The sequence below is a fragment of the Mesorhizobium sp. M1A.F.Ca.IN.020.04.1.1 genome (genome assembly GCF_003997315.1).
Taxonomy (GTDB): Bacteria; Pseudomonadota; Alphaproteobacteria; order Rhizobiales; family Rhizobiaceae; genus Mesorhizobium.
The window spans coordinates 1-15,101 of sequence record NZ_RZSN01000086.1; the positions used below are offsets into that span (position 1 = coordinate 1).

General features: G+C 65.0%; 14 protein-coding genes and 1 pseudogene. 8 read left to right on the forward strand and 7 right to left on the reverse strand.

The genetic code is table 11. From position 1 onward, the window contains the following. Both argB and EOA49_RS18105 read right to left on the reverse strand, forming a co-directional pair. On the reverse strand, positions 1–514 hold a 514-nt coding region (gene argB / locus EOA49_RS18100; protein WP_164749244.1), incomplete at its 3' end, for an acetylglutamate kinase. A 240-nt stretch (positions 515–754) separates the two neighbouring features. Then, the gene (locus tag EOA49_RS18105) at positions 755–2,251 is read right to left on the reverse strand and encodes an amidase (protein ID WP_095799020.1); all 1,497 of its coding nucleotides are present in this window, start codon (positions 2,249–2,251) and stop codon (positions 755–757) included. Between the two features lie 176 nt (positions 2,252–2,427). On the opposite strand from EOA49_RS18105, the gene EOA49_RS18110 reads away from it, so the two are divergent. The 4 genes from EOA49_RS18110 (at position 2,428) to msrB (ending at position 5,150) form a co-directional block, all read left to right on the forward strand. After that, positions 2,428–2,967, forward strand: a complete 540-nt coding sequence (locus tag EOA49_RS18110) for a sigma-70 family RNA polymerase sigma factor (RefSeq protein ID WP_095799021.1) — start codon at positions 2,428–2,430, stop codon at positions 2,965–2,967. Beyond that, positions 2,964–3,686, forward strand: coding sequence for an anti-sigma factor (locus tag EOA49_RS18115; RefSeq protein WP_176477540.1), 723 nt, complete (start codon positions 2,964–2,966; stop codon positions 3,684–3,686). The genes EOA49_RS18110 and EOA49_RS18115 overlap by 4 nt, the downstream gene beginning before the upstream one ends. A 207-nt stretch (positions 3,687–3,893) precedes the next feature. Beyond that, positions 3,894–4,451, forward strand: a complete 558-nt coding sequence (locus EOA49_RS18120) for a fasciclin domain-containing protein (RefSeq protein ID WP_067323809.1) — start codon at positions 3,894–3,896, stop codon at positions 4,449–4,451. A 195-nt stretch (positions 4,452–4,646) separates the two neighbouring features. Further along, positions 4,647–5,150, forward strand: a complete 504-nt coding sequence (gene msrB / locus EOA49_RS18125) for a peptide-methionine (R)-S-oxide reductase MsrB (RefSeq protein ID WP_067323811.1) — start codon at positions 4,647–4,649, stop codon at positions 5,148–5,150. Between the two features lie 93 nt (positions 5,151–5,243). Here the strand turns inward: msrB and EOA49_RS18130 are convergent, their stop codons facing one another. Further along, positions 5,244–6,848 carry a DHA2 family efflux MFS transporter permease subunit gene (locus EOA49_RS18130; RefSeq protein WP_095825576.1) on the reverse strand — a complete coding sequence of 535 codons (1,605 nt, stop codon included), beginning with the start codon at positions 6,846–6,848 and terminating at the stop codon, positions 5,244–5,246. Positions 6,849–6,964: 116 nt separating this feature from the next. Beyond that, positions 6,965–8,149, reverse strand: a complete 1,185-nt coding sequence (locus tag EOA49_RS18135; protein ID WP_127241619.1) for an HlyD family secretion protein — start codon at positions 8,147–8,149, stop codon at positions 6,965–6,967. A 135-nt stretch (positions 8,150–8,284) separates the two neighbouring features. On the opposite strand from EOA49_RS18135, the gene EOA49_RS18140 reads away from it, so the two are divergent. After that, positions 8,285–8,983, forward strand: a complete 699-nt coding sequence (locus EOA49_RS18140) for a TetR/AcrR family transcriptional regulator (RefSeq protein ID WP_067323814.1) — start codon at positions 8,285–8,287, stop codon at positions 8,981–8,983. Between the two features lie 216 nt (positions 8,984–9,199). Beyond that, on the forward strand, positions 9,200–11,653 hold the full coding sequence (locus EOA49_RS18145) for a DNA translocase FtsK (RefSeq protein WP_127243279.1): 2,454 nt from the start codon (positions 9,200–9,202) through the stop codon (positions 11,651–11,653). A gap of 268 nt (positions 11,654–11,921) precedes the next feature. Here EOA49_RS18145 and yihA read toward each other — a convergent pair whose 3' ends face one another. The 3 genes from yihA to EOA49_RS18160 form a co-directional block, all read right to left on the reverse strand. Further along, positions 11,922–12,557 (reverse strand): ribosome biogenesis GTP-binding protein YihA/YsxC, encoded by a 636-nt coding sequence (yihA, locus tag EOA49_RS18150; RefSeq protein ID WP_127215316.1) that lies wholly within the window; start codon positions 12,555–12,557, stop codon positions 11,922–11,924. A gap of 32 nt (positions 12,558–12,589) precedes the next feature. Continuing rightward, positions 12,590–13,228 (reverse strand): CatB-related O-acetyltransferase, encoded by a 639-nt coding sequence (locus EOA49_RS18155; protein WP_095831927.1) that lies wholly within the window; start codon positions 13,226–13,228, stop codon positions 12,590–12,592. A 96-nt stretch (positions 13,229–13,324) separates the two neighbouring features. After that, positions 13,325–13,639, reverse strand: a complete 315-nt coding sequence (locus tag EOA49_RS18160) for a hypothetical protein (RefSeq protein ID WP_095799438.1) — start codon at positions 13,637–13,639, stop codon at positions 13,325–13,327. Positions 13,640–13,806: 167 nt separating this feature from the next. Here EOA49_RS18160 and EOA49_RS18165 point away from each other — a divergent pair, with 167 nt between their 5' ends. Both EOA49_RS18165 and EOA49_RS33545 read left to right on the forward strand, forming a co-directional pair. Next, entirely contained in the window at positions 13,807–14,061 is a 255-nt protein-coding gene (locus tag EOA49_RS18165) for a hypothetical protein (protein WP_127241705.1), read from the forward strand. A 202-nt stretch (positions 14,062–14,263) separates the two neighbouring features. Next, a pseudogene (locus EOA49_RS33545) lies at positions 14,264–15,101 on the forward strand (HlyD family secretion protein); the annotation flags it as partial.

Sequence of the window (15,101 nt, forward strand, 5' to 3'; positions counted from 1 at the left end):
GATCGAGCAGAGTGCGGTCGACCTCGACCGGCTCGCCGACGAAACCGAGATCCAGCACCCGCTCGATGTTGGAATCCGGGTCGATCATGGTCTTGCGCGCCTTTTCGGCGAAGACCATGTTGCCGTCCTTTCCGCAGAGACCGATCGCCCATTCGCCTTCGGCGTTGATCAGCGCCACGATTTCCTTGTTGATCGAGCCGGCCAGCACCATCTCGACGATCTCGACCGTCTTCTGGTCGGTGACGCGCAACCCGCCCTCGAACTTGGATTCGATGCCCATCTTGTTGAGCATGGCGCCGATCTGCGGCCCGCCGCCGTGGACGACAATCGGGTTGACGCCGGACTGTTTGAGCAGCGCGATGTCGCGCGCAAAGGCCTTGCCGAGCTCGTTGTCGCCCATGGCATGGCCGCCATACTTAACTACCACCGTCTTGTTCTCGTAGCGCTGCATATAAGGAAGCGCGCGCGAGAGCAGCGCGGCCTGCATTTCGGCGTTGGCGGCGATGTCCGTCATCGGTGCTTTTCCCTAGGTGGCAAGGATGGCGGGCGTCTTAGCGGGAATTGCCGCAGGTCGCAAACGGCTTTGCGCTCACAATGACGAAATCGGCGGGTTTCAAGGTCTGTCGAGATTCAGGTCAGGTCGGCCGAGAATGGCGGATTTCGAGAACCGGAACGGAGCGTATTTCTGGTACGTGAGTACGGAAGCGCAGAAGACCGCCATTCGCAGGCCGGCATCACCTGAGTATCGACAGACCTAGCCGGGCACCTTGAGCGGTGCGCGGCGTTTCAGCCATCCTGAAATCTTCTCCATTTGCGCTGCGAGCGACAAAAGCGTCTCCTCGTCGCCTGGCCGTCCCGCGGCCTGGATGCCGAGCGGCAGGCCACCTGCGGTGACATGCACCGGCAGCGCGATCGAGGGCTGGCCGCTGACATTGTGGATCGCCGGCCAGGGAGTGAACCACAGGCTCTTGTCCATCAGCTGGCCGAAAAACGATTTGATCCTGAGCAGCCCGGTAAGATGCAATTTGTCGAGGACGTTCTCGACGAGCTCGTCGGCGCCTTTCGGGTCCATCGCGCCGCAGGCGAGCGGCGGGTGCGCAATGATCGGCATCAGCACGGCATCGAAGCGCGCCGTGTCTTCGATCATCTGCCGCGCGGTGGCGTTGAGCCGCTGCACGGCGTCATAGACCTCGCCGGCGGACAGCATTTCGCCGAGGCGACCAAGCACGCGCGTCGCACGTTCGACCTCGCCGGACACCGGGCGGCCGACGCGCTTCGCCTCGGCACGCATCATGCCTGCGACGGCCGACGCGACGCTCTTGCAGAAATCGGCGATGAAGTCGCGGCCGATATAGGGCAGGTCGATCTCTTCCACCGTGTGCCCGCCCTCGCGCGCCAGCGCCACCGCGGTGTCCAGCGCTTCCATCGTCTCAGCCGAGATCGGCAGGCCGAGCGGCGATTTGCGGTAGACGGCGAGGCTGAGCCGGCCTGGATCGCGCGCCGCTGCGGCGGTGAAGGCGCCCTTGGGCTCCCGCGCCGCATAAGGCGACAGCGGATCGGCGCCGTGCGTCAGGTCGAGCAGGAGGGCTGTATCGCGCACCGAGCGGCTGACCGCATGGTCGACGACCATGCCGTACCAGCTCTCGCTGGTGAGCGGCGTCAGCGGCACCCGACCGCGCGAGGTCTTGAGCCCGACCAAGCCGCTGCAGGCCGAAGGCACCCGGATCGAGCCGCCGCCGTCGGAAGCGTGCGCCGCCGGCACCACGCCGGCCGCGACGAGCGCCGCCGATCCGCCGGACGAGCCGCCGGTGGTGTGGCCGGTGTTCCAGGGGTTGCGGGTGATGCCGAAGCGGGCCGATTCGGTCATCAGCCGCAGCCCATGCTCAGGCGAGGTGCTGGTAGCGATCGGGATCAGGCCCGCGGCCAGATAGCGCTCGACCATCACCGAGTTGAAATCGGCCGTGAAGGCCGGAATGCGGCTGCCGCCATGGATCGGCACGCCCTTGATGCCGATGCCGAGATCCTTCAGCGCGAAGGGTACGCCGGCGAGCGGCTGCTTGCGGTCGATCGCCTTCGCCCGCGCCCTGGCGGCGTCATAGAGCGGCGTCGCTATGGCGTTGATGTCGGGTCTTGTCGCCTCGGCGCGGGCGATCGCGGCGTCGACCAGCTCCTGCGGCGAGATTTCCCCCTTGTGGATGAGTTCGGCAAGTCCGGTCGCATCCTGTTCCCAAAGCACGCGTTCGATCGACATCGCCGCTCCCCTGTTTTGGCGAAGGCTATCGCATGAAGCCGCAAATCGAAATCCGGATTTGCGTTGTTCATCTCGCATTGCGGAAGATGACTTCACGTACTGACGCCGCGGCAGCCTTGGGTGGACAACACCGCCCGCGCCGTTGCAAATAAATCGCAATCTTCTAATTTGCCTGCATGGGGCCTCAGGACATCAGCAAGCTGATCGTCCGGACTTCGATGAAGGACCGGGCTGCGTTCGATCTGCTCTACAAGCAGACCAGCGGGAAACTTTTCGGCGTCTGCCTTCGTGTATTGAGGGACAAGAGTGAGGCGGAAGAAGCACTGCAGGAGGTCTTCGTCAAGATCTGGACCAAGGCCGATCGTTTCGCGATTTCCGATCTCAGCCCGATTTCCTGGCTGGTGGCCATTGCGCGCAACCATGCGATCGACCGCATCAGGGCCCGGCGCGGTCCTTCCGCCAATATCGATGCAGCGCTCGAGGTCGCCGATCCGGCGCCGGGGCCTGAGGCCATGGCTGTCGCGGGCGGCGAGACCGAACGCATCTACCATTGCCTCGACGAATTGGAGAAACACCGGGCGGCGGCGGTCCGGGGCGCCTATCTCAACGGCGAAAGCTATGCCGAGCTGGCGGAGCGCCACAAGGTCCCGCTGAACACGATGCGGACTTGGCTGCGGCGAAGCTTGCTCAAACTGAGAGAATGCCTGGAAAGATGACGCTGGCGGAAGAAAACGGACCGGAACGCGGAGGCGACGACCTGCTCGCCGCCGAATACGTTCTCGGCGTTCTGGCAGCCGACGAACGCCAGATCGCCTCCCGCCGCATCGATACCGAGGCGGGGTTTGCCCGCCTGGTCGATGCCTGGGAAGCCCATTTCGCGCCGATGGCAGCCGCCTACGCTGCGGTCGAGGCGCCGGCTTCGGTCAAGGCGGCGATCGACCGGCGGCTGTTTGCCTCATCAGTGACCACCCCCGCCGCGCCCAGCACCGGCCTGCTGGGGAGCCTCGCCTTCTGGCGCGGGCTTGCCGCGGCCGCGCTTGCCGCTTTGGCCGTCTTTGTCGCCCTGCCTCTCGTCAATCCGCCGTTGCCGCAGCCCGAAACCAGGCTGGTCGCCTCGCTCGCCGCCGACAACAGCAACGTCAAATACCTCGCTGTCTATGACGCTGCGCGCCAGGAGGTCGGCCTCTCGCATGTTTCCGGCGAACGCGGCGCCGGCAAGGATTTCGAGCTGTGGATGATCGAGGGCAAGACTGCGCCGGTCTCGATGGGCGTCATCCCGGCCGGCCAGACCGCGCGCATGGCCGTCACGCCGGCCGTGCAGGAGAAGCTGGCGCAAGGCGCCGTGCTCGCCGTCAGTCTCGAGCCGGCCGGCGGTTCGCCGACCGGCCAGCCGACCGGCCCCGTCGTCGCCGCCGGCGATCTGAAGGGCATCTGACGACATTTCGGAAAAGAATTGGAGACTATCCGAAGTCTATCCACCCGACATGTGTCGGCAGCAGCGCTTTCGTGCGCCTAGACGCGGTACGTTTGCATCCGGGCCGACGAATAAAAAATCTTCGAAGTTCGCGAAACTAAGTTTTTGACGCCTCGTATCTCCTCGCGTTCCCAAGGATGGGGAAAACAACCCGAGGAGACTGATACAATGCGTAAACTCGCCACCCTTCTGCTTGCCTCTACAATCGGCCTTTCGGCGCTTGGCGCCGTTGCCTATGCCGCCAATCCGATGGTCGGCGGCGCGCCGATGTATGCCAAGAAGAACATCATCGAGAATGCCGTCAATTCGAAGGACCACACCACGCTGGTCGCCGCCGTCAAGGCCGCCGGCTTGGTCGACACGCTGCAGACCCGCGGTCCTTTCACCGTCTTTGCCCCGACCAACGAGGCCTTCGCTGCACTTCCGGCCGGCACCGTCGAGACGCTGCTCAAGCCCGAGAACAAGGACAAGCTGACCAAGATCCTTACCTGCCATGTCATTGCCGCCAAGGCGCTGGCCGCCGACGTCGCCAAGATGGCCAAGGCCGATGGCGGTGCGCATGAGGTCAAGACCGTCGGCGGCTGCGCCCTGACGCTGAAGTCCGAAAAGGGCAAGGTCACGGCGACCGACGAGAACGGCAACGTCGCTCATGTCACAATCGCCGACGTGCGCCAGTCGAACGGCGTCATCCACGTCATCGACAAGGTTCTTCTGCCGAAGATGTAACAAAGCGCGTGCGGCCGGCGAAGTGGCGTATGTCCGCGCCGGCCGCACGGTCTCCCTCCCACGATCCGTGCTGCCGTCAAGCGCCGCTCCGCATCGCCAGGGCTTGGGTCGACGCGGGGTGGCGCGCGAACCGTCACCGGCATTTGCTTTTCCGGTGGCGTCCTAGTTTGTAAGATCACGTCAGGAGGAAAGGCCATGAACCGTCGCGACTTTCTCTGGAGCGGTGCCGCCGCCACTGCCCTCACAATCGGAGCCGGAGCGGCGTTGCACATGGGCGGCGCGAAGCCGGCTCTGGCCGCCGAGACCTTCGAGATCACCAAGACCGACGCCGAATGGCGCGCCATCCTTTCGGATGCCGCCTTCGACGTGCTGCGCAGGGAGGGCACCGAATATCCGGGCACCAGCCCGCTGCTCAACGAACACCGCAAGGGCATCTTCGCCTGCGCCGGATGCGACCTGCCGGTCTATCCGTCGGAAACGAAGTTCGATTCCGGCACGGGATGGCCGAGCTTCTGGCAGGAGATCCCCAATGCCATCGGCAAGACCGAAGACCGTTCGCTCGGCATGACGCGCACCGAGGTGCATTGCCGCCGTTGCGGCGGTCATCTTGGCCATGTCTTCGACGACGGCCCGCCGCCCACCGGCCTGCGCCACTGCATCAACGGCGTGGCGCTGACCTTCAAGCCCGCCGCGGCCTGAGCGGACTGCGATCTGTCCAAAGAAATGACCCCGGAAATCGGCGACGATTTCCGGGGTCACGCGTTGAGGACGCCAGGCGGGGGTTCCGGCTCCTCAATGGCCTCCGCCGCCACCGCCGCCTTGCTGTGTCGGCTTGTTGATGAACAGCACGAAAAATCCGAGCGAGGCGAACAGCACGGTCAGCATCATGAACACGTCCATGAAGGACAACAGCGCCGCCTGCTGCTGCACCATGCCGGACAGCTTTGAAATGGCGGCGGTCGTGGCGTCGAGGCCGGCGTTTTGCTGGAAGGTCAACGTCATGTTCTGCAGCTTGGTCTGCGCGGCCTCGCTGCCCCACTGCACATGCTCGGAAAGCCTTGCATAGTGAAAGGCATTGCGGTCGATCAGCACCGTGTTGATGACTGCCAGGCCGACGGCACCGCCGAGATTGCGGGTCAGGTTGAACAGGCCCGACGCATTCTTCAGCCGCTCCGGCGGCAGCGTGCCGAGCGCGATGTTGTTGATCGGCACCATGCACAGCATCATCGAGCAGCCGCGCAGGATCTGCGGGATCAAGAGCTCATAAAAATCCCAGTCGGCGGTGAGATGCGTCATCCACCATGTGCCGGTGGCGAAGCCGATGAAGCCGACCATCATCATCAGCCTGAGATCGATCTTGTTCGACAGGATGCCGGCAACGGGCGCGGTGAAGAACATCGCCAGGCCGCTGACGAACAGCGCCTCGCCGATCATCATCGAATCGTAACCGCGGATGCGGCCGAGGAACACCGGATAGAGGTAGGTCAACCCGTAAAGGCCGATGCCGACCACGAAGGAGAACAGCGAGCCGAAGGCGAAATTGACATTGTTGAAGGCCCGCAGATCGACGATCGGCTCCTCGGCGGTGAACACGCGCCAGAAGAAGATGAGACCGCCTATGGTCATGATGATGGCGCAGGCAAAGACGGCCGGCTCCTGCAGCCAGTCATGGTTCGGGCCTTCCTCCAGCACGTATTCCATGCAGCCAAGGAAGGCGGCCATGCCGATCAGGCCCCACCAGTCGAACTTGGAGAACAGCTTGAGGTTCGGCTTGTCGAAATCGATCAGCGACCAGGCAGCCGTCGCCACCAGTATGCCCGGCACGACATTGATCAGGAACAGCCAGTGCCAGGACATGGCATGGCTGATATAGCCGCCGACCGTCGGGCCGATGGTCGGCGCCAGCGTCGCCACGAGGCCGATCATCGGCGAGACGACGGCGCGGCGCGACGGCGGGAAGATGGTGAAGGCGGCAGCGAACACGCTCGGAATCATGCCGCCGCCGATAAAGCCCTGGATGGCGCGGTAGACGATCATCTGGTCGATGTTGGTGGCGGTCGCGGCCAGCGCGCTTGCTGCTGTGAAGCCGGCGGCCGCGGTCGTGAACAGCACGCGGGTCGACAGCATGCGGCTGAGGAAGCCCGACAGCGGGATCATCACCACTTCCGCGATCAGATAGGCGGTCTGAACCCACGGGATCTCGTCGGAGCTGGCGCTGAGGCCGGCCTGGATCTCGGCCAGCGATGCCGAGACGATCTGGATATCGAGGATCGCCATGAACATGCCGAACACCATCGCCAGGAAGGCGATGACGCGGCGCGCCGGCATGTGGTCGGCGGGGGCGGCGGCTGCCGGACGTGCCGGCGCTGCTCCTGCGGTAATGGTTGCGGTTGCCATCTCATGGCCTCCCTGCGGCAGCTCCAAAAGTGCGCGGCGTTTTCCGCCCGGAACTGCGTCAAAACAGGCTGGGCGGCTCGGCGCTCAATTGGCCACCGGGCCGCCCCCCAAACTGCTCAGTTGGTCGTCGCGGCCGGCGCGGTGCGGCTGTCGGCGGCGACGATGACGCTCAGGCCGGCGCGCAACTTGCCGGTCTTCAGCACGTCGGCCGGCACGTCGATGCGGACCGGCACGCGCTGCACCACCTTGGTGAAGTTGCCGGTGGCGTTTTCCGGCGGTAGCAGCGAGAACACCGCGCCCGAAGCCGGCGCCAGCGACGAAACCGTGCCCTCGAAGGTCTGGCCGTCGATGGCATCGACCGTGATGCGGACCTTCTCGCCAGGCACCAGCCGGCCAAGCTGCGTCTCCTTGAAGTTGCCGACGATGTAGAGCTTATCCATCGGCACGACGACGGCGAGCTTCTGGCCGGGCGTGACGAGGTCGCCCTGTTCGACCGAGCGGTTGCCGACGACGCCGTCATAGGGCGCCTTGAGCACGGTGAAGGAAAGGTCACGCTGCGCCTTGTCGCGGGTGAGCTGCAGCGAGGCGAGCGTGCTGGCGGATTCCGCACGCTGGGCTTCGAGCACGCCGATATTGGCCTGCGCGGCGGTGATTTGCGCGTCGGCGCCGGCGAGGGCTGCCTTCGCCTGGTCGAGCGCCGTCTGGGCGTCGTCGAGTTGTGCCTGCGTGCCGACATGCGTCTTGAGCAGCTGCGCCGCGCGGGCCTGTGCGCGTGCCGCATTGTCGGCCGCCGCCTGGTCGGCGATCTTCTGCGCCTGTGCTTGCGCCAGCGAGGCCTGCGCCGCCTTGGTTTGCGCATCGATGCGGTCGAGCGTCTTCGCCAGCGTGGCGATCTGCGCCTCCGCCTGGCCGACCGCGATTTTGTAGTCGCCGTCATCGATGACGAACAGCGGATCGCCGGCCTTGACGCTCTGGTTCTCGCTCACCAGCACCTTGTCCACATAGCCGGAGATTTTCGGCGACACGAACGACATGTCGGCCTGGACATAGGCGTCGTCGGTGGAGATCATGAACCGGCCGTCGGTCCAGTAATCGTAGCCGTACCAGGAGCCGGCGCCGAGGAGGCCCAGCCCGATGATCGGCAGCAGCAGCGAGCGGACAGAGCGCTTCTTCTTGGCCGGCGCTTCGGCAGGCGCGGGAGGAGCGGGCAGTACAGGCGCTTCCGGAGCTTCGGTCGACGGCTGGACCTTGGCGTTGGGGAAATTGCGGACTTCGGCGGTAGCGGGCGCGTTCGAGGACATGATAATCTCTCTGGGACAAGTCAGTCAGACTGAACCGTTCGGTTCGAATTGGTGATTGACATAGCGCGGAAAGAGGCCCATATCAAGAGCAAATCGAACCGGTTGGTTCGAAATATTTCGTGAGGTTTGACGTCGATGGTCGAAACGACAGCCGATAGCGATCTGCTCGACCTGCGCAAAGGCCGTCCCGCGGCCGGGCAGGATCCGATCAAACGGGCCCAGATCATCGAAGGCGCGCGCCGCGTCTTCATCGACAAGGGCTTCGAAGCCGCGTCGATGAACGACATCACGCGCGAGGCCGGCGTCTCCAAGGGCACGATCTACGTCTATTTCGCCAACAAGGAAGAGCTGTTCGAGGCTCTCATCGAGGAAGAGCGTGGCACCATCTTCAAGAATATGTATGAGGTGCTCGACCATTTCGACGACCTGCGCAAGACGCTGGTGAAGTTCGGCATGGTGCTCTCCGCCAAGATCACCTCGGCCAAGGTCATCCAGGCGCAGCGCACCGTGGTCGGCGCTTCCGACAGGATTCCCGAGCTTGGCGCCCGCTTCTACGAGCGCGGTCCCAAGCGTGGCCACGACAAGGTGATGATCTTCCTCAACGAAGCCGTCGAACGCGGCCTGCTGAAGATCGACGATGTCGATCTCGCCGCCTATCAGTTCACCGAGCTCTGCCTCGCCGGCCTCTTCCGCCAGTGCATTTTTTCCTACCGCACCAAGGCGCCGAGCCAAGCCGAGATCGAGCATGTCGTTCGCTCCGGCGTGAACGTCTTTCTGAAGGCCTACGGCACCGAGAAGCTCGCGGCCGAGGAGCAGGCGTCGCTCTCGGCGTGAACCTGCGGCGCGCAGCGATTGCGAAGGAACGCGAGGCGCTTTGACGACGCTACGGCGCCGCGGCAGCCGACTTCGATGCCACCGGTCACCTCCTTCTTCCAGCCCAACTCGAACCGTCGACCGGCACTTTTCCCGGACCCTTCCGGAAGAGCTTGTTAACCATCGGTTCCTATGTCTCGGGACACGTTTGTTCGACGAATCTCGAGTGTGACATCCATGCGTTTTACCCGTGCCAATCCTTCCGGTGCTTCCGCTTACGGCGACAACGACGACAGCAGCTCGGAAGACGCGCGGCACCATGGCGCTGCCGTGCCGCCGCAGCGGCAAACAGGGCAGGTCGTCACGCTGCGAGCCGCCGCTGACGGCGAATCGAACGCCGCCGATTCGGCTGGCGGCGACGAGTTCGGCGGCCAGGCCTGGCAGCAATATTTCTTCCTCGCGCCCAATGTGCGCTTCACTCGCACGCCGGATTCCGACAAACGGCCCGCACCGGAGCCAGTTGATGAAGCGCCGGCCAAGGCGGTGGCTTCCCGCGGGCTTCCCATTCGTCCGGCGCCGCTGGCGCCCCAGCCGACCAATCCGGGCCGGGCAGTCCCCGGCGCGGCCGCCACCGCCCCGGCCAAGCCGCCGCAGGCCATCGTCAAGCCGCAGCAGGCCAGCGCCGCGCCGCCGCCACGGGCCGTAGCCACTCCGGCACAAAAGCCGCAGCCGCCGAAATTTCGTTGGTCCTATCTTTCCGACGATGCGTTTTTCGAGTTCAGCCTGCCCTTGCTCGCCGAGCGCCTGGCGCGGGCACGGCTGAACGATCCTTTGCAGACGCCCGCGGCTCCCGCGCGGATGAGTCCTGCGGCGCAACCGAGCCCGTTCCGCCCCGCCGCGATCGGCGAGGCGACCTCGTTCTACCGCGTCATCGAAAGGCGCTCGCACGGGCCGGCCGCAAGTCTGGCCCCGCTGACGGCGCCGGTCGATCTGCCCGCTCTCCGGTCCGCTCCTGGGGAAATCGAATCGCGCGCGCCCGCGCCTGAGTCCGTCGCGCCGCGTCCCATCGCAAAGAGCGCCAAGGCCGCCAGACCCGCGCCGCCCCTGCCCGTCGCCGGCAAGGTCGCGCCGCAGCCCGCTTCGGCCGGCTACGAGCTTCCGTCCGAGGAATTGCTGCAGATGCCGCCGGAAGGCCAGGGCTTCTACATGTCGCAGGAGCGGATGGAACAGAACGCGGACCTGCTCGAAAGCGTGCTGGAGGATTTCGGCGTCAAGGGCGAGATCATCCATGTCCGGCCGGGTCCGGTCGTCACGCTCTACGAGTTCGAGCCGGCGCCGGGCGTGAAGTCCAGCCGCGTCATCGGCCTGGCCGACGACATCGCCCGCTCCATGTCGGCCATCTCGGCGCGCGTCGCCGTGGTGCCGGGCCGCAATGTCATCGGCATCGAGCTGCCCAACGAAACGCGCGAGACGGTCTATTTCCGCGAGCTGATCGAATCGGCCGGCTTCCGCAACACATCGTGCAAGTTGGCGCTGGGGCTGGGCAAGACCATCGGCGGCGAGCCGGTCATCGCCGACCTCGCCAAGATGCCGCATCTGCTGGTCGCCGGCACCACCGGCTCGGGCAAGTCGGTCGCCATCAACACCATGATCCTGTCGCTGCTCTACCGGATGAAGCCGGAGGAATGCCGCCTCATCATGGTCGATCCCAAGATGCTCGAATTGTCCGTCTATGACGGCATCCCGCATCTGCTCACGCCGGTCGTCACCGATTCCAAGAAAGCGGTCACCGCGCTCAAATGGGCGGTGCGCGAGATGGAGGAGCGCTACCGCAAGATGGCGCGCCTCGGCGTGCGCAACATCGACGGCTACAACCAGCGCGCCGCGGCCGCCCGCGACAAGGGGGAGGTCGTGGTCATGCAGGTGCAGGTCGGCTTCGAGAAGGGCACGGGCGAGCCGCTGTTCGAGGAGCAGGAGATCGACCTCGCCCCGATGCCCTACATCGTCATCATCGTCGACGAGATGGCCGACCTGATGATGGTGGCCGGCAAGGAGATCGAAGGCGCCATCCAGCGGCTGGCGCAGATGGCGCGCGCCGCCGGCATCCATTTGATCATGGCCACACAGCGCCCGTCGGTCGACGTCATCACCGGCACCATCAAGGCCAATTTCCCCACCCGTATCTCCTTCCAGGTGACGTCCAAGATCGACAGCCGCACCATCCTTGGCGAGCAGGGCGCCGAGCAACTGCTCGGCCAGGGCGACATGCTGCACATGGCCGGCGGCGGGCGCATCGTGCGCGTGCACGGTCCCTTCGTCTCCGATCTCGAGGTCGAGCACGTCGTGGCGCATTTGAAGGCGCAAGGCCGCCCGGAATATCTCGATACGGTCACCGCCGGCGAGGAAGAGGAAGAAGATCCGGCCGACACGGGTCCAGTCTTCGACAAGGGCTCGATCGACGCCGAGGATGGCGACGCCCTCTATGAGGAGGCGGTCAAAGTGGTCAAGCGCGACAAGAAATGCTCGACCTCCTACATCCAGCGCCGCCTCGGCATCGGCTATAACCGCGCCGCCTCGCTGGTCGAACGCATGGAGAAGGAAGGCCTGGTCGGCGCGCCCAACCATGTCGGCAAGCGCGAAATCCTTGCCGGCCGGCGCGACCATGCGCTGGAGCGCGACGAGACGGATTGAGCGGGGCGTCGGGAGGCGCAGTCAGCTCGGCCGATCACGGCTGGTCCTGCCCTTCCTTGTTCGATCTGGGCAGGGGCAATCCGCACAGACGGCGCCAGCCCACTCATCCGGGCCGCTTCGCGGCTACACTTCTCCCGTTGAGGGAGAAAAGACTAGCGCCAGCGCCGGCAATCTCCTCTCCCCTCGGGGAAAGGTCAGCCGGGGCGAAGCGGAGGCTGGGTGAGGGGCAGCACCATGCGCGGCTGCCTTGCTCCAAGGCGAAAATGCTTCAGCCGCCGTTCGCCACCAAGGCGATCGCCGCGCGCAGATCGTCGAGCCCTGAGGCCTTTTCCGACGAAGTCGCGAGCACCGCCGGGAACGCCGCCGGCCGTTTCTTGATCTTGGCCAGCGTCTCCTCGATCAGCTTCGGCACGCCGGCCGCCTTGATCTTGTCGGTCTTGGTCAGCACGATCTGGTAGGACACCGCCGCCTTGTCGAGCAGCGACAGCACCTCCTCGTCCTTGGCCTTGATGCCGTGCCGGGAGTCGATCAGCACATAGACGCGCTTCAGCGTGACGCGGCCCTGCAGATATTCGAAGATCAGCTTCGTCCAGGCGTCGACCTTGTCCTTCGGCGCGCTGGCGTAGCCGTAGCCCGGCATGTCGACCAGCGCCATCGGCGGCAGGTCGGCGCCTTCGCCGGAGAAGCCGTCCGGCACGAAATAGTTCAGCTCCTGCGTCCGTCCGGGCGTGTTGGAGGTGCGCGCCAGCCCCTTCTGGCCGACCAGCGCGTTGATCAGCGACGACTTGCCGACGTTGGAGCGGCCGGCAAACGCGATCTCCGGCGGCCCTTCCGGCGGCAGGAATTTCATCGACGGCACGCCGCGGATGAAGATCCACGCGCGGGTGAACAGCTCCGGACTTATGGCAGTTTCGCTCGTGGTTTTGTCCGGCGCGTTCAAACGGCGGCCTCCAGCTTGGAAATGTCGGCGCCTCGAATGGCGTTGAGGTTGCGGCTGACCTTGTCGACCGGCCAGTTCCACCAGGCCGCTTTCAAAAGCCGTCGCACCGTGAACTCATCGAAGCGCATCTTCACCACCTTGGCCGCATTGCCGGCGACGATCGCATAGGGCGGCACGTCGTGCGTGACAACCGATTTCGCGGCGACGATCGCGCCATGGCCGATCTCGATGCCCGGCATGATCACCGCATCCATGCCGATCCACACGTCATTGCCGACGATCGTGTCGCCGCGGATCTCTTTCGACCAGGTCTCGGGGTCGAAACCTTCCTCCCAGCCATGGCCAAAAATATTGAACGGATAGGTGGAGAAGCCGGACATGGCGTGATTGGCGCCGTTCATGATGAAGCGGGCACCCTCGGCGATGGCGCAGAATTTGCCGATGATCAGCCTGTCGCCGATGAAGGGATAGTGGTGCAGCACGCACCTCTCGGCGAATTTGTCCGGGCCGTCGGGATCGTCGTAATAGGTGAAGTCGCCGATCTCGATGTTCGGCGCATTGACCAGCGGCTTCAGGAAGCCGACGCGCGGATGCATCGCAATGGGATGCTTGATGTTGGGGTTGGGTCCGGTCATCGCGGTCAGTCCTTAGTTGGCAGGCACGAGGCGGCGCCCTGGCGACCCTGTCTCCCGATCAAACTACCGTGATCCGGCTGCAGCACCAACCCGCGCTCAGCGGCTGCCGCGACAGATCACGATCGGGTTGGAAAGCGCGCTGTCGAAACCGCTGCCCTGATAGACCTGGACGTTGGAGGCGCCGGGCGGCAGCGTGAAACTGCCGTCGACGACTTTCTGGTCGCCGGCCGAGGTGTGCAGGGCCCAGCTATAGGTGCAGAACTGCGGCGGAGCCTTGGGTTGCACGTGGCTGCAGTTGAGCTGCGCGCCGCCGAGCATTGCCGCGCCGCCGCAGCTCACCGCTTCCTTGGCGGCGGCCGGAATCGCGCATGTCAGGAGGGCAGCCACGGTCGCGATCCTGAGCCGGTTCATCTTCATTTTTCGTGCGTGCCTCTGCCGGCCTTCAGTTGCGCCACGTCGGCGCGACGTTTGCTCCAGGCGGCTTAGCCGGTCTTGCGCACCGCGTCCAGCAGGATTATGTGCATGATGATAATAAGCATGCTCAGGAAAGCTTGTCTGCCGACTCCGAAGTTCCTCCCATGCCTTCCTCGCTCACCAGCAGCTTCGTCCTGCACGACGTCGCGCGCCTGCCCGGAAAACGCTTCGAGCAGCGCTCGCGCCGCTCGAGCCAGACTCGCGGGCATTGGCAGGTGCGGCCCTATCTGTCTCGACAGCAAGGCATTCACCTTTCCGCGGACGCGCGGCAGGAGCTGCAAACACTTTGTCTGATCAAATCCAATCTGCTCGAGGCCTGCGCCCAGCCGGCCGTCGACCGGGAGAAAGTCCATGTCTGAACCAGCCTCACCACGCAAGCCCGCCGACGGCGACAATGCCGGCGACAGAAGCAGCGACCAGGTCATTCGCCTGGACAGCCAGCGCGAGCAAAGGCGTGCCGCCAATCCGGGGATCGAAAACGATGAGCTGGAAGCCCCTGTCGCGCCGGAACCTGCTGCGCTCGAAGCACCCTCGGCCCAGCCGAAGCCGGCCGCCGTCACGATAGCTTCGCCGGCCCGGGCCAAGCCGCGGCGCAGCTTAACCCGGTCTGTCCTGTTTGCGCTGCTTCCCGTGGCGCTGGCGGTCGGCGGCTATTACTACTTCGTCGGCGGTCAGGTCATGACCACCGACAATGCCTATATCCAGGCGCAGTCGCTCGGCGTCTCCACCGATGTTTCCGGCACCGTGCAGGAGATCGACGTGCATGACAACGAGGCGGTTAAGAAGGGCCAGGTGCTCTTCCGCTTGCGGCCGGCCTCGTTCGAGACGGCGCTGGCCGGCGCTCAGGCGCAACTCGGCACGGTGCGCAACCAGGTGTTGACCTTGCAGGCGAGCTACCAGCAATCGCTGGCGCAGATCGTCCAGGCCGAGGCCGACATCCCCTATTACGAGGCGGCCTTCCAGCGTCAGCAGGATCTGCTCAAGACCTCAACCGCCTCGAAGGCGACTTTCGACAGCGCCCAGCACGATCTCATCGCCGCCCGGCAGAAAGTCATCGTCGCCAAGGCGCAGGCGCAGGCAACGCTCGCCCAGCTCGGCGGCGACGCCGACCAGCCGGTCGAGAAGAACCCCTTCTACCTGCAGGCCCAATCGGCACTGGATGATGCCCAGCGCAATCTCGGCGATTCCGTCGTCAAGGCGCCGTTCGACGGCGTCGTTACCAATGTCGATGCGCTGCAGGTCGGCAAGTACCTTCCCGCCTCGCAGCCGGCCTTCAGCCTGGTCTCGTCGACCGACATCTGGATCGCCGCCGAGCCGAAGGAAACCGAGCTCACTTATGTCCGGCCGGGGCAAAAGGCGACGATCAGCATCGATGGCTATCCGGGCGCGGTCTGGCATG

Coding starts and splice junctions, on each gene's coding strand:
- EOA49_RS18145 (WP_127243279.1), top strand. CDS start 9,200: ATGCGTTTTACCCGTGCCAATCCTTCCGGTGCTTCCGCTTACGGCGAC.
- EOA49_RS18160 (WP_095799438.1), bottom strand. CDS start 13,639: ATGAACCGGCTCAGGATCGCGACCGTGGCTGCCCTCCTGACATGCGCG.
- EOA49_RS18110 (WP_095799021.1), top strand. CDS start 2,428: ATGGGGCCTCAGGACATCAGCAAGCTGATCGTCCGGACTTCGATGAAG.
- EOA49_RS18130 (WP_095825576.1), bottom strand. CDS start 6,848: ATGGCAACCGCAACCATTACCGCAGGAGCAGCGCCGGCACGTCCGGCA.
- EOA49_RS18120 (WP_067323809.1), top strand. CDS start 3,894: ATGCGTAAACTCGCCACCCTTCTGCTTGCCTCTACAATCGGCCTTTCG.
- EOA49_RS18155 (WP_095831927.1), bottom strand. CDS start 13,228: ATGACCGGACCCAACCCCAACATCAAGCATCCCATTGCGATGCATCCG.
- EOA49_RS18165 (WP_127241705.1), top strand. CDS start 13,807: ATGCCTTCCTCGCTCACCAGCAGCTTCGTCCTGCACGACGTCGCGCGC.
- msrB (WP_067323811.1), top strand. CDS start 4,647: ATGAACCGTCGCGACTTTCTCTGGAGCGGTGCCGCCGCCACTGCCCTC.
- EOA49_RS18135 (WP_127241619.1), bottom strand. CDS start 8,149: ATGTCCTCGAACGCGCCCGCTACCGCCGAAGTCCGCAATTTCCCCAAC.
- EOA49_RS18140 (WP_067323814.1), top strand. CDS start 8,285: ATGGTCGAAACGACAGCCGATAGCGATCTGCTCGACCTGCGCAAAGGC.
- EOA49_RS18105 (WP_095799020.1), bottom strand. CDS start 2,251: ATGTCGATCGAACGCGTGCTTTGGGAACAGGATGCGACCGGACTTGCC.
- EOA49_RS18115 (WP_176477540.1), top strand. CDS start 2,964: ATGACGCTGGCGGAAGAAAACGGACCGGAACGCGGAGGCGACGACCTG.